This is a genomic window from uncultured Ruegeria sp. (genome assembly GCF_947500045.1).
GTDB lineage: Bacteria > Pseudomonadota > Alphaproteobacteria > Rhodobacterales > Rhodobacteraceae > Ruegeria.
This window is the reverse complement of the sequence record NZ_CANMQQ010000006.1, coordinates 75210-88023: the sequence shown is the minus strand read 5'-3', so window position 1 is coordinate 88023 and position 12814 is coordinate 75210. Positions and strand designations below refer to the sequence as shown.

The 12814-nt window shown below is 55.4% G+C and carries 13 protein-coding genes; 12 read left to right on the top strand and 1 reads right to left on the bottom strand.

The features are described 5' to 3' along the window. Nucleotides 1–33 precede the first annotated feature (33 nt). The 12 genes from ccoG to Q1B46_RS11785 all read left to right on the top strand — a co-directional run bounded on the left by ccoG (nt 34) and on the right by Q1B46_RS11785 (nt 11704). Complete coding sequence (gene ccoG, locus Q1B46_RS11840; protein WP_299948176.1) at nt 34–1461, top strand: cytochrome c oxidase accessory protein CcoG; 1428 nt, start codon at nt 34–36, stop codon at nt 1459–1461. Between the two features lie 2 nt (nt 1462–1463). Next, the gene (locus tag Q1B46_RS11835; RefSeq protein ID WP_299664187.1) at nt 1464–1922 is read left to right on the top strand and encodes a FixH family protein; all 459 of its coding nucleotides are present in this window, start codon (nt 1464–1466) and stop codon (nt 1920–1922) included. Nucleotides 1923–1928: 6 nt separating this feature from the next. After that, on the top strand, nt 1929–4106 hold the full coding sequence (locus Q1B46_RS11830; RefSeq protein ID WP_299948174.1) for a heavy metal translocating P-type ATPase: 2178 nt from the start codon (nt 1929–1931) through the stop codon (nt 4104–4106). 5 nt (nt 4107–4111) lie between these two features. Then, nucleotides 4112–4270 (top strand): cbb3-type cytochrome oxidase assembly protein CcoS, encoded by a 159-nt coding sequence (gene ccoS, locus Q1B46_RS11825; protein WP_299948172.1) that lies wholly within the window; start codon nt 4112–4114, stop codon nt 4268–4270. A 66-nt stretch (nt 4271–4336) separates the two neighbouring features. Beyond that, complete coding sequence (gene secE / locus Q1B46_RS11820) at nt 4337–4534, top strand: preprotein translocase subunit SecE (protein WP_299664183.1); 198 nt, start codon at nt 4337–4339, stop codon at nt 4532–4534. 199 nt (nt 4535–4733) lie between these two features. Continuing rightward, nucleotides 4734–5267 carry a transcription termination/antitermination protein NusG gene (gene nusG, locus Q1B46_RS11815; RefSeq protein WP_299664181.1) on the top strand — a complete coding sequence of 178 codons (534 nt, stop codon included), beginning with the start codon at nt 4734–4736 and terminating at the stop codon, nt 5265–5267. 339 nt (nt 5268–5606) lie between these two features. Beyond that, a complete protein-coding gene (locus Q1B46_RS11810; RefSeq protein WP_299948170.1) occupies nt 5607–6386 on the top strand; it encodes a hypothetical protein in 780 nt (259 codons plus the stop codon). A 311-nt stretch (nt 6387–6697) separates the two neighbouring features. After that, on the top strand, nt 6698–7147 hold the full coding sequence (rplK, locus tag Q1B46_RS11805) for a 50S ribosomal protein L11 (RefSeq protein ID WP_037314971.1): 450 nt from the start codon (nt 6698–6700) through the stop codon (nt 7145–7147). A 1-nt stretch (nt 7148) separates the two neighbouring features. Continuing rightward, the gene (gene rplA, locus Q1B46_RS11800) at nt 7149–7847 is read left to right on the top strand and encodes a 50S ribosomal protein L1 (RefSeq protein WP_299948167.1); all 699 of its coding nucleotides are present in this window, start codon (nt 7149–7151) and stop codon (nt 7845–7847) included. 159 nt (nt 7848–8006) lie between these two features. Next, nucleotides 8007–8675 (top strand): class I SAM-dependent methyltransferase, encoded by a 669-nt coding sequence (locus Q1B46_RS11795; protein WP_299948165.1) that lies wholly within the window; start codon nt 8007–8009, stop codon nt 8673–8675. Further along, the gene (locus Q1B46_RS11790) at nt 8672–9595 is read left to right on the top strand and encodes a hypothetical protein (RefSeq protein ID WP_299948163.1); all 924 of its coding nucleotides are present in this window, start codon (nt 8672–8674) and stop codon (nt 9593–9595) included. The genes Q1B46_RS11795 and Q1B46_RS11790 overlap by 4 nt, the downstream gene beginning before the upstream one ends. 252 nt (nt 9596–9847) lie before the next feature. Next, nucleotides 9848–11704, top strand: a complete 1857-nt coding sequence (locus Q1B46_RS11785; RefSeq protein WP_299948503.1) for an SLC13 family permease — start codon at nt 9848–9850, stop codon at nt 11702–11704. Between the two features lie 9 nt (nt 11705–11713). On the opposite strand, the gene Q1B46_RS11780 is transcribed toward Q1B46_RS11785, so the two are convergent. After that, nucleotides 11714–12814 carry a Gfo/Idh/MocA family oxidoreductase gene (locus tag Q1B46_RS11780; RefSeq protein ID WP_299948161.1) on the bottom strand — a complete coding sequence of 367 codons (1101 nt, stop codon included), beginning with the start codon at nt 12812–12814 and terminating at the stop codon, nt 11714–11716.

Genomic DNA, 12814 nt, shown 5'->3' with positions numbered 1-12814 from the left:
ATACTCAGAAGAGCCAGTCCCCGGAGCCAGCCTGTGAGCGATTCCAACCCGACCCCCAGCCTTTACGCCGCCAGAGAGCCGATTTTCCCAAGGCGGGTATCCGGTCCGTTTCGGAACCTTAAGTGGATCATCATGGCGGTTACGCTGGGCATCTACTATGTGACGCCGTGGATAAGATGGGATCGGGGGCCAAGCCTTCCGGATCAGGCCGTTCTACTGGATTTGGCGAACCGGCGCTTTTATTTCTTCTGGATCGAAATCTGGCCGCACGAATTCTATTTTGTCGCCGGGCTTTTGATCATGGCGGGATTGGGCCTGTTCCTGTTCACTTCGGCGTTGGGCCGGGTCTGGTGCGGTTACGCATGTCCTCAGACCGTGTGGACTGACCTCTATATCCTCGTTGAGCGCTGGATTGAGGGCGACCGCAACGCGCGTTTGCGCCTGCATCACCAGAAAAAGCTGGATTTCCGCAAAGTGCGCCTGCGGCTGACCAAATGGGTTGTCTGGTTCTTTATCGGACTGGCAACCGGCGGCGCGTGGGTCTTCTATTTTGCGGATGCGCCAACGCTGGCGCGTGACCTTGTCACCGGCAATGCGCATCCGGCCGCTTACACAACGATGCTGATCCTAACAGCGACCACATTCTTCTTTGGCGGCTTCGCGCGCGAACAGATTTGTATCTATGCCTGCCCTTGGCCGCGCATTCAGGCCGCGATGATGGACGAAGACACGCTGGTTGTTGGCTACCGCGAATGGCGGGGTGAACCGCGTGGCAAAGGCAAGCGCACGGCTGATACCGAACTCGGCGACTGCATCGACTGTATGGCCTGCGTGAATGTCTGCCCGGTGGGGATCGACATCCGTGATGGGCAGCAGTTGGAGTGCATCACCTGTGCGCTTTGCATTGACGCCTGTGATGACATGATGGCCAAGATCGGTAAACCACGCGGTCTGATCGACTATATGGCGCTGATCGATGAGACGCGCGAACGCGAAGGTCACCCGCCCAAAAATATTTGGAAACACATCCTGCGACCGCGCACGATTCTGTATACCTCATTGTGGTCGCTGGTCGGATTTGCCCTTCTCTTTGCCCTGTTCATCCGCTCGGATATCGACCTGACTGTGGCTCCGGTGCGGAACCCGACCTTTGTGACCCTTTCAGATGGCACGATCCGTAATACCTATGACGTGCGCTTGCGTAATAAACACGGCGAGGAACGACCCTATAAGTTGTCTCTTGCAGGGAATCCGTCGTTGCAGGTCGAAATCGAAGGGGTGGAGGGCGATTCTGTAAATGTGGCTGCAGATACGGCACAATTAACCCGGGTATATATCACGGCTTTGAAAGACACCGGTCCTGCGGCGGCTGACAGCACGTCAGTTCGCATCTGGGTCGAGGATCTGGAAAGCGGTGAGCGTGCATATAAAGACACCACGTTCAACGGACGAGGAAACTGAGAATGGCTGAGCGTCAATTCACCGGCAAACACGCGCTGGCGGTATTTGTTGTCGCCTTTGGGGTGATCATCACCGTGAACCTCGTCCTGGCTTATAGCGCGGTCAAGACGTTCCCGGGACTGGAAGTTAAGAACTCGTATGTCGCCAGTCAGGAGTTCAACGAGCGCTTGCAAGAGCATCAGGCGCTGGGTTGGGAGATTGAGGCAGAGCTGACCGGGGGGCTTTTGGTGTTGCACATCACTGATCAAACCGGTTCCCCCGTTGAGGTGGCCGAATTGCAGGCCGTCGTCGGGCGTGCCACGCATGTGAAGGATGACTTTTCACCGGAGTTCACTTTTGACGGCATCGCCTATGCGGCCCCTGCTGCGCTGGGCAAAGGCAACTGGAACATTCGCCTTGTGGCCAAAGCCAAAGATGGTGCCGAATTTACGCAGCGCGTGCCACTTTACGTGAAAGGTTAGTGAGAGATGACTGCGCAAGCCACTCCAGCCAGAGCGGCCTGTCCCGGATGCGTTGCAGCCCCAGTGGAATCGACGAGCCCTGTTCCAGAGGATGTGCAGATCGCGCTGTCGCTGCCCGGTATTCATTGTTCGGCCTGCATCGCGACTGTCGAACGCGAGTTGAACGCCCATCCCGGTGTCGAGGCTGCGCGCGTCAATCTCACCCTGAAGCGCGCGCTGGTCAAAGCAACACCTGATATTCGTGCAGCCGAGCTGATCCCGGTGCTGGAACGTGCTGGCTTTGAAGCACATGAGCTGGATCCGGGTGCGCTTTCGGCTACACAAACCGACAAGGCTGGTCGTGATTTGCTGATGCGGCTTGCGGTGGCAGGTTTTGCCTCGATGAACGTGATGCTGTTGTCGGTGTCGGTCTGGTCCGGTGCTACTGACGCGACGCGCGACATGTTCCACTGGATATCAGCAGCGATTGCACTGCCTGCAATTGCGTTTTCAGCCCAACCCTTCTTTACCATTGCCTGGAGCGCCTTGCGCGTGCGGCGGTTGAATATGGATGTGCCGATTGTTTTGGCGATTCTGTTGGCGTTGCTCACTTCGATTTGGGAAACGGCCCTCAGCGGTGAACATGCTTATTTTGATGCCGCGCTGACACTGACGTTCTTCCTGCTTGCAGGTCGGTATCTGGATTATCGCACGCGCGCTGCCGCGCGATCGGCCGCTGAAGAGCTTACGGCGCTCGAAGTCCCTCGGGCTATCCAAATTGTGGACGGAACCGAAGAAGAGGTTGCTGTCGCCAGCCTGAACGTAGGCGATCTGGTATTGGTGCGCCCCGGAGGGCGTATGCCAGTGGATGGCGAAATTGTTTCGGGCCAGTCCGAGTTGGACCGGTCACTGCTGACCGGTGAAACCCTACCTGTCTTTGCCGAAGTTGGGCTGAGGGTTAGTGCGGGTGAGGTCAACCTGACCGGCCCGCTGACCATCCGCGCGACCGCCGTGGGTGAAGATACCTCGCTGCACCGCATGGCCGATCTGGTGGCCATCGCTGAATCGGGCCGATCACGCTATACCTCGCTAGCTGACAAGGCGGCCAAACTTTATGCGCCGGGGGTACATATCCTCTCAGCGCTCAGCTTTCTGGGGTGGTATATTTATTCCGGCGATATTCGCACTGCGCTGAACATTGCCGCCGCTGTGTTGATTATTACCTGCCCCTGTGCATTGGGGCTAGCAGTGCCTGCAGTGACCACAGCGGCCTCGGGCCGGTTGTTCCGCAACGGGATGCTGATCAAACACGCCACCGCGCTTGAACGTCTGGCTGAGGTGGACACTGTCGTGTTCGACAAGACCGGCACCCTTACTTCGGGCGTGCCCGAGCTGACCGATCTGGGTGATCATTCCCGAAGTGATCTGGAAATTGCGCTGGCATTGGCCGAGGCCTCTTCTCATCCCCTGTCGCTTGCCCTTGCAAAGGCTGCACGCGAGGCCGGGATTACGCCCGCAATCCTGCGCGACGTTGTCGAGGTGCCGGGTTATGGCACTGAAGGGTGCTATCGGGATCAGCGTGTCCGCCTGGGACGCGCGGCATGGGTCGGAGGCGAAGATGGTGAGCAAACCGCTGCATGGCTTGCGAGTGGATCGCACCCCCCATTGCGCTTTACTTTTACGGACAGCCTGCGCTCGGGTGCAGCCGAAGCCATCGCAGCGTTCCGCGCAGCGGGCAAAGACGTCATCCTGATATCCGGTGATGCGCAAGGCGCGGTTCAAGCCTTGGCCGGCAAGCTTGGTATTGAGAACTGGATCGCCAAAGCCTTACCGCAGGACAAAGCCACCAAAGTGCAGGAACTCAGCGATCAGGGACGACACGTTCTGATGGTCGGCGACGGGTTGAACGATACGGCCGCACTTGCTGCGGCGCATGTGTCGATCTCTCCGGCCTCGGCACTGGATGCGGCGCGGGTTGCGTCGGATATCGTGCTGTTGGGCAATGATCTGTCACCAATTGCCGAAGCCTGCGATACAGCCCGCAAGGCGACGCGCCGGATTCGCGAAAACTTCCGCATTGCCACCGTTTATAACGTCATCGCGGTACCGCTGGCTGTTGCCGGGTTGGCAACGCCTCTGATTGCGGCCTTGGCGATGTCGACATCGTCGATTACGGTATCGCTGAATGCCCTGCGGCTGAGGTAACCCCGATGGAAGTGCTTGCCTACCTGATCCCGATTTCCCTGCTGTTGGGCGGTGTTGGCCTTGTTGCATTCGTCTACACCGTGCGCTCGAATCAATATGACGACCCTGAGGGCGACGCGCGCCGCATCCTAAACGATGAATGGGACGATAAGCCCAGACCCTGACCGCCCTTGAAATTGCCGCATTGCCCGGTTATGTCCGGCCCATCCGCTAGCAGAGAGATACGCCTCATGGCCACCACAAACCCGATCCAGTTCATTCAGCAGGTCCGATCCGAAGTCGCGAAGGTCGTCTGGCCAACCCGGCGTGAAGTGCTGTTGACCACGGTCATGGTGTTCATCATGGCGGCGTTGACTGCTGTGTTCTTTGCTCTGGTTGATTTGGGCATTCGCGGTGGCCTGCAGCTGGTGCTGGGCGCCTTCAACTAAGGCAGATTGGGGCGGCGTTCGCGCCATTGCCCCCTTGCACAGCGCGCCGTGTCAGAGTAGTTGACACGGAACTATTCGGAATGGGCGTGCGGCGATTCGAGCTGCGCGCCGCTTTTTATTCCGGGTGACGCGATAGATTTTCAATTCCGGTGCTTCGCTCAGTTCGAACGCACCAAAGGCAAACAAGGACGACAGGTTCATGGCGAAACGGTGGTACTCGGTCAGCGTTCTTTCGAATTTCGAAAAGAAGATCGCAGAGCAGATCCGCACGTCGGTGGCTGAACAGGGCCTTGAGGACGATATCGACGAAGTTCTGGTGCCCACCGAAGAGGTGATCGAAGTGCGCCGAGGCAAGAAAGTCACGACCGAGCGCCGCTTCATGCCGGGTTACGTGCTGGTGCATATGGAAATGTCGGATCAGGGCTACCACCTGGTGAACTCGATCAACCGCGTCACCGGTTTCCTTGGTCCGCAAGGCCGTCCGATGCCGATGCGCGATGCCGAGGTCAACCAGATCCTCAACCGCGTTCAGGAAGGTGAAGAAGCGCCCAAGCTGATGATCAGCTTCGAGATCGGCGAGAAGGTCAAGGTCAACGACGGCCCGTTCGAGGATTTCGACGGCATGGTCGAAGGCGTGGACGACGACGCGCAGAAACTGAAAGTTTCGGTCTCGATCTTCGGTCGCGAAACGCCTGTGGAACTGGACTTCACGCAGGTCACCAAACAGAGCTGATAAGGCTTTCGCAGAGTATTGTTGCGCCGTGATGTTGCAGACATCACGGCGTTTTCTATTGCAGCCAATCTTGCGAACGCTGCATTCGCCGGATTTAGTTCCGAATTTGGCAAGCTCGTTCAGTGCGGAGCAACTTCTTTCGATGCTTAAGCTACTCTCGGGTTTGAATTCGGAGTGGTCTTTGCCCAAGCATGCGTGAGCGTCAGTGTGCAGGCCGTTTGCAGGGGTGAGATTTCCCTACCACCGCCAGATCCGGCAAAGCCATTGCTTGCATTGACACAGGTGTTTTCGAAGGATTGACTGGTCTCGACGACAAGTTGGCGGGATCGGAATGAAACAATGAAAATATTGTGTGTTGGCGATTCCCACAGCCGTTTACTGGGAGCTGAAAGCAGCGAGCGAAACTTTCGATACGGTCGCGTTTGCCCGGTTGAAATATCTGGATTTGAAGAGGCGCACGTACTAGCGATCAAAGGGGCGACTGCCGCAGGGTTTAGACCCACAACAAAGAAAAATTCTTCGTTCGACGCCGCAAAGAATGCGATTGAAAGTCTGGATCCCGATTTAGTGTCGTTTGGTTTTGGACAGGTAGACGCCGAGTTGAGTTGCTACTTCGTAGCTATCCGCGATCAGGTCGACCTGGATACGGCCATTCAATCCAGAATTGATCAACTCAGCCATTATCTGCTGTTTTGCCAACAAGCAGCGCCCAATCGTCGAGTTTTGGTAAAAGGCCTCAATACCTCAACTCTGCATAGAAAGTACCAATTGCACAATATGTTGCTCGAGACCTTGCCTAACCAACTGGGTCTAACCCAAGACGCGTTTGTCGACTGGCTGAGGCAAAACCAAATCAATATTAAACGTCACCGGGAAATTAACGAAAGAATTGCCGGAGAACTTCAAAAACAAGCCGAAGCAGCGGGTATTTCCTATTTTGATATCCGAAACCATACCGGCCTAGCGGACCAACCAGGACTCACCAATCCAGAGTTTTGTGGCCGAAAACGAGATGTCCATTTAAAAAGGTCGTTGGAGATAGAGGCGTGCTTCTCCGAGTTGCTTACTCGACTTGCGCGGGAAACCGCAGACGTTTCAATGCTTGGAAGGTATGCATGAATCGCATCTTCCTTCAGCATCCTGCCGGCAGCGCGTCTACTTCGCGATCAGGCTTTGAGTGGATGAGCGCAAATTGCGAACAGGGGTAGCTCCTTGCCAACCCGAAACCAACCGGCTGATCAGGACACAAAGGTGTCGCTTTGAATAGTGACTTCCGCTACTTGCCAACCCAGTCATTCCGATATAAATGCCGCCCTATCGTCTTCGGGCGAGATTCTCTCGTGGGAGGTTGCTGGGATCGCGATCCCGGATCGGACCACGCAACATTGTCTGGGTGGAACGCGTTTCACCTGAGTTGAAAGGAAAACCAAATGGCCAAGAAGCTTGCTGGTACAATGAAACTGCAGGTTCCTGCAGGTCAGGCGAACCCGTCGCCGCCAGTTGGTCCGGCGCTGGGTCAGCGCGGTATCAACATCATGGAATTCTGCAAGGCGTTCAACGCCAAGACCGCAGACATGGAACAGGGCGCGCCTTGCCCGACCGTGATCACCTATTATCAGGACAAGTCCTTCACCATGGACATCAAGACGCCGCCCGCGTCTTACTACCTGAAAAAAGCAGCTGGTCTGAAGCCGGTTGGCAAGCGGAACCGCCCCCGTGGCGCGGAAAACCCAGGTCGTGAGACCGTGGCAACCGTGACCAGCAAACAAGTTCGCGAAATCGCCGAAGCCAAAATGAAAGATCTCAACGCCAACGACGTCGAAGGCGCAATGCAGATCATCCTGGGCTCGGCCCGCTCTATGGGCATCGAGGTGAAGTAAGATGGCAAAACTCGGTAAACGTACCCGCGCTGCGCGCGAAGCTGTCGCTGGCAAGGTAAACCTGTCGGTCGAAGAAGCTGTTTCCCTAGTCAAAGGCAACGCAACCTCGAAATTCGATGAAACCATCGAGATCGCACTGAACCTGGGCGTTGACACCCGTCACGCGGACCAGATGGTTCGTGGCGTTGTCGGCCTGCCCAATGGCACCGGTAAAACGATGCGCGTTGCTGTTTTTGCTCGTGGCCCCAAGGCCGACGAAGCGAAAGAAGCTGGCGCGGATATCATTGGCGCAGAAGACCTGATGGAAACTATTCAGGGCGGCACCATCGAATTCGATCGTTGCATTGCCACCCCGGACATGATGCCGATCGTTGGCCGTCTGGGTAAAGTTCTGGGCCCCCGCAACCTGATGCCGAACCCCAAAGTTGGCACCGTGACCATGGACGTGAAAGCGGCCGTGGAAGCAGCCAAAGGTGGTGAAGTCCAGTTTAAGGCGGAAAAAGGTGGCGTTGTTCACGCCGGTGTTGGCAAAGCGTCGTTCGACGAAGCCAAGCTGGTTGAAAACGTCCGCGCCTTCATCTCGGCCGTGGCCAAGGCCAAGCCGACTGGTGCCAAAGGTACCTACATGAAGAAAATCGCGCTGAGCTCGACCATGGGCCCCGGCGTGACGCTGGATGTGGCAGCTGCTGCCGGCGAATAAGCCTTAGTACAGATCTGACAAGAATTGATCCCGGGTGGCGAAAACTACCCGGGATTTTCGTTTGTGCCACCATTCACAAAGAACCGATTGCAGTCGCCTTGGGCGTCTGGCAAAGTTTTGCTAATAACGTCCTGCAGCCGCGCGAAAGAACCCTCACAAATGACCTCAAAAGTGCCTGAAGTTGCGCAGCCGCGAGGTCGGCGCGATTTTTGGAATGATTTCTACGCCAATTCCGCTACTTTCTGGGAAATATCTCTGCCGTCTCAATTTGCCGCGTTTGTGGCCAATGAAATTGATAGGCAAGCGCATGTAATTGATATCGGATGCGGAAATGCACGCGATAGTTTCTTCTTCTCGCGCCATGGGTTCAAAGTTACCGGACTGGATGCATCCGAGGCAGCCATCGCGTCTGCAAAGGAACACACGCAGGTTCAGGGCGGCGATGATCTGGAGTTTTTCAGAACAAACCTCGCAGATGGTCAGGTGCAGCAGGTGTTGTCTGAAAGAAGAGCCGATACAGTCTGCGTTTATGCGCGTTTCTTTTTGCACGCAATTACCGATGAGGAAGAAGATCTGTTGATTGCAGCCCTACATGAAGCTTGCAGACCTGGAGACATAGCGGCGTTCGAATTCCGAACTCTTGCGGATCGGGATCTGGTGAAAGTGGCGGCACCGCATTTCCGCCGTTACATGTGCCCATCGCAGTTGGATGCTAAGATGGAACGGCACCTCTTCTCAAAGAGCTATGGGGTCGAAGGCATAGGATATGCAAAATACAAATCAGAAGATGCGATCGTCGCGAGGGCGATCTATGAAAGAAAACCGTGACTGAGGCAGAGATTGCACAACAGCTCGTGTCACTGCGCGATCATGTGTTTGCGCATGCCACGGCCCAGATTGCGTTGCCTCGCCCGCGGAAGACGCGTTTGGCAGTGGATGCTCTGCAGCCATTAATACGACAATTGAATAGTCCTGCCTTGTTCGACGATTGGGAAGAGCTCTACGTTCTGCTGTGCTGCCATCGACGCTTTAGGCCTGCTCGAACGCACGGCAGGCTCAAAAGGATGGAGAGGCGCTATGCCAAGAAGGGCCAGGAAGCCCGGTTCGCGACCTTTTTTGAGTGCGTAAAGCAGACCTTGCACCCGGACTTCATTACGCCGCATGGCTACAATCGGACATTTTCAGAGATGGCCAGTGACGAAATACTTTCGAAGCTGGATTCTGAATTAAAGCCAGTGATCCAGCTTGGGAAACCGATCATGCTGTATGCTGGTGCCTTGTTGGGGCATGTCAGAGATGGCCGGTTAATCGATCATGACGATGATGTCGACTTTGCTGTGTATCTCGGCGAGTCTACGCTTGATGACATACCGAAGGAATGGGCGCTCTTTCAGCAAGACCTGATTGCCAACAATTGTCTTGACCCGGAATCCCTGACGCGAAACTCGCCGACATTCAAGGTCAGGAACAGCTTGGGGATCGATATCGATCTGTTCCCGGCGTGGTCAGACGGCGGACGCTTTAGCGTTTACCCGTACTCTCTCAATGATTTGCCGGACGATGCTATCTTTCCATTGAAACCCCTGAACGGAGGCACGATCGGATTGCCGCAAGACGAACCGGCGTTGCTTGCTCAGAGTTATGGCGAAAACTGGCGAATTCCTGACCCACTGTTTCATTTCGATTGGCCAAGCGCCCGCCGCAGGTTCGCCTCACTGCGCCAGTATGATTATAGCGTCACGGGATGAGAAAGTTTCTGTCACATCTTTGCACGGCACACCCTTTTCTCTGAAATCGTGATACGGCTTCGTCATCAGTGGCTGGGTATTCTCAAGTTCATATCTGTCGATATCGATGCGGGCAATAAATGATAGGAGCTTTGATTTCGTTCAACGATCACAAAAACCATGACAGACACGGGTCAATTGCCTAGAAATGTTAATTAAGTTCACGATTGAGGCCTGGTGACCCTAGTGGAGCAATTGGCATTTACTTACGAAATGGCCGTGGTGTCCGGGCTTTTGGCGTTCACTGTTTTCTTGTTTGTGTCCGAAATCGTCAGGATCGATCTCTCTGCCATTCTCGTTTTAGTCATTGTCGGCTTGTTGAGCTATGCGCCCGGGCTTGAGAATTTGGCCGACGTGCCGCATCTGTTTGATGGTTTTGCATCAAACGCGGTCATTTCCATTATTGCGGTGATGATCGTTGGCGCGGGCTTGGACAAGACGGGGCTGATGAACAAAGTTGCCTCGGTAATTCTGAAATATGGCGGCAAATCAGAAGGCCGGGTATTGCCCATCATTTCAGGCACTGTTGGGGTTATCTCGTCATTTATGCAGAATGTCGGCGCTGCTGCTCTGTTCCTGCCAGTGGTCAGCCGCATCTCGTCGAGATCGGGAATTCCTTTGTCGCGTTTGCTCATGCCGATGGGTTTCTGTGCAATCTTGGGCGGGACGATGACGATGGTTGGGTCGTCGCCACTGATCCTACTGAATGATCTGATCCAGACAGCTAACGAAGGTTTACCCGAAGCACAGCAGATGGAGCCTTTCGGGCTCTTCTCGGTGACGCCCATTGGTGCGGTGCTTATTTTGACAGGTATTGCGTATTTCCTGTTGCTGGGCCGTTGGGTGCTGCCAAGTGCTGCTGGCTCGGACAGTACCGGGACCGGTCGAGGAACACAGGAATATCTTCAGCGAGTTTACGGGCTGAAAGCTGATGTTTTTGAAGTTGTGGTTCCGGCAGACAGCCCGTTGGTCGGGAAAATTTTGGCCGATATCAACTTTGAAAATCATCTCTATATCATTTCAACATTTTATCGGGGCAAGACCTCGATGGTGCAGGTTTTGACGGCCGAGATCGCCGCGCCTTGCCGACTGGCAATTGTCGGACGGCGATGGGTTGTTGAGGAATTTGCCGAAAAATACGGGCTGACCGTTCTGCCTGATCTGGATGTTTTTGTTGAAGAATTTGCGCCGACAAATGCCGGGATAGCCGAAGTAGTCGTGACACCCGATAGCAAATTGATCGGGAAGTGCCCTCGTGAACTGCTGTTTCGCAAAACCTATGGAATGTCTCTGCTTGCCATCCACAGGGGAGAGGAAACGCTGAGCCATGTAGAGACCGAGACGCATGAATCCACGCAAATAGGCCTCGAAGAATTCAAGGCTGGTGACATGTTGGTTGCCCATACCCGCTGGGATAACCTTATGCGGATCAAGCGTGACCCGGATTTTGTAGTTGTCACGTCAGACTTCCCACAGGATGAACTGCGCCCACAAAAGGTTGGCTGGGCTCTTGGCTTTTTCGTGATCTCATTGTCGCTGATCCTGTTCACGGATGTGCGGTTGTCGCTTTGTCTGCTGACCGGTGCTGCGGGTATGATGCTGTCCCGTGTGCTAAGCGTGGATGAGGCGTACCGGGCGGTCGGATGGAACACGGTCTTTCTGCTGGCGTGTCTGATCCCCCTAGGTCAGGCGGTGCAGAATACAGGAACTGCAGCATGGATTGCGCAGCAGATCATGATCATCCTAGATGGATGGCCGATCTGGGCACTTCAGGCCGGGGTTGCAATTCTGGCGACAGCGTTTTCTCTGGTTATGTCAAACGTGGGGGCCACCGTGCTTTTGGTGCCGCTTGCGGTTTCAATCGCGGTTGCCGCGGGTGCCAATCCTGCGGTCTTTGCGTTGACCGTTGCGATCTCGACCTCGAACAGCTTCATTATTCCCACCCATCAGGTCAACGCGCTGATCATGGGGCCAGCGGGGTATAAGGTGATGGATTTCGTCCGTTCAGGTGGGATCATGACGATCATTTTTCTGATCGTCTCGCTGTTGATGCTCAACGTGATATTCTGACTTTATCGTCTATCCAATCAGGCTAATCGTTCGGCCATGTTCGGCCGCTTGTTGCGCGGCGAGCCCGATGCGGACAGCCCATATCCCATCCCGCAGAGTGACTTCGGGCACCGCGCGTTCCCCCCTGACCAGTTCCAGAAAGCCTTTGTGCTGGTAATAGGTCGAACCGTTGTGGTCGCCTGCAGCCAGCAATTCCGGTTCAACCGGGATGTCTTGTTTGACAGGGCCTTTCGGTGAGCGTGGGCTAGTGATCAGCTGTGGCACAGGCGCGTCACCCAGATGCCCCGGCCAAAACCGACCAGGGCCAGGCACCAGCGCTTCGATTTTGGCTTTGGGCCCGATAGCCGAGATCTCCTCCTGATAGCGTGCGCCTTCAGCAAACATGCAAAGCTCCAACATGGCGCGTGCACCTGAGGCGAAATCGACGATGACATAGCCGTGGTCCAGTATGTCCGGAGTCTCGCCGCCATACTCCTCGTCCAAGTGATTGACGGCTTGTCCGCCGCTTGCTGAAACCCGCACAGGGTCGGATTGCAGGATCAGGCGCATGAGGTCAAAGAAATGGCAGCATTTCTCGACGAAAGTCCCACCGGTGTTGCGACTAAATCGGTTCCAGTCGCCGACTTTTTCCAGGAACGGGAAGCGATGTTCGCGGATCGAAAGCATTTTGACCCCACCGCTGGTGGTTTCAGCTTTGTCGATCAGCGCGGCGATGGGTGGCATATAGCGATATTCCATCGCAACCCAAATCGGGTGAGGATAGCTGCGTTCCAACTCCTCAAGCCGGTCAAGATCGGCGGGATCGGTGAACAGAGGTTTCTCGATCAGCAGGGGCAGGGGGCGGGTCTTAGCAATCTCGGCCAGCTGTTCGACATGCAAGTGGTTGGGGCTGGCAATCACAAGACAATCCAGATCACTGATCGCCAGAAGATCTTGAATGGACGAAACCATCTGCGCCTCGGGCGCGATGGCCTTCGCCGTTTGTGCCATCTCCGCGTCAGGCTCCCGTATTGCGGCAACACGTGTGCCCTTTAGCAGAGCGATATTGTGCAGGTGTTCCTGCCCCATCATACCACATCCGATCAGCCCGTAATTGATGGTCCGGGTCAT

Coding starts and splice junctions, on each gene's coding strand:
- secE (WP_299664183.1), top strand. CDS start 4,337: ATGGCCACCACAAACCCGATCCAGTTCATTCAGCAGGTCCGATCCGAA.
- rplA (WP_299948167.1), top strand. CDS start 7,149: ATGGCAAAACTCGGTAAACGTACCCGCGCTGCGCGCGAAGCTGTCGCT.
- Q1B46_RS11780 (WP_299948161.1), bottom strand. CDS start 12,814: ATGACCCGGACCATCAATTACGGGCTGATCGGATGTGGTATGATGGGG.
- Q1B46_RS11795 (WP_299948165.1), top strand. CDS start 8,007: ATGACCTCAAAAGTGCCTGAAGTTGCGCAGCCGCGAGGTCGGCGCGAT.
- ccoS (WP_299948172.1), top strand. CDS start 4,112: ATGGAAGTGCTTGCCTACCTGATCCCGATTTCCCTGCTGTTGGGCGGT.
- rplK (WP_037314971.1), top strand. CDS start 6,698: ATGGCCAAGAAGCTTGCTGGTACAATGAAACTGCAGGTTCCTGCAGGT.
- nusG (WP_299664181.1), top strand. CDS start 4,734: ATGGCGAAACGGTGGTACTCGGTCAGCGTTCTTTCGAATTTCGAAAAG.
- Q1B46_RS11835 (WP_299664187.1), top strand. CDS start 1,464: ATGGCTGAGCGTCAATTCACCGGCAAACACGCGCTGGCGGTATTTGTT.
- Q1B46_RS11785 (WP_299948503.1), top strand. CDS start 9,848: ATGGCCGTGGTGTCCGGGCTTTTGGCGTTCACTGTTTTCTTGTTTGTG.
- Q1B46_RS11810 (WP_299948170.1), top strand. CDS start 5,607: ATGAAAATATTGTGTGTTGGCGATTCCCACAGCCGTTTACTGGGAGCT.
- Q1B46_RS11830 (WP_299948174.1), top strand. CDS start 1,929: ATGACTGCGCAAGCCACTCCAGCCAGAGCGGCCTGTCCCGGATGCGTT.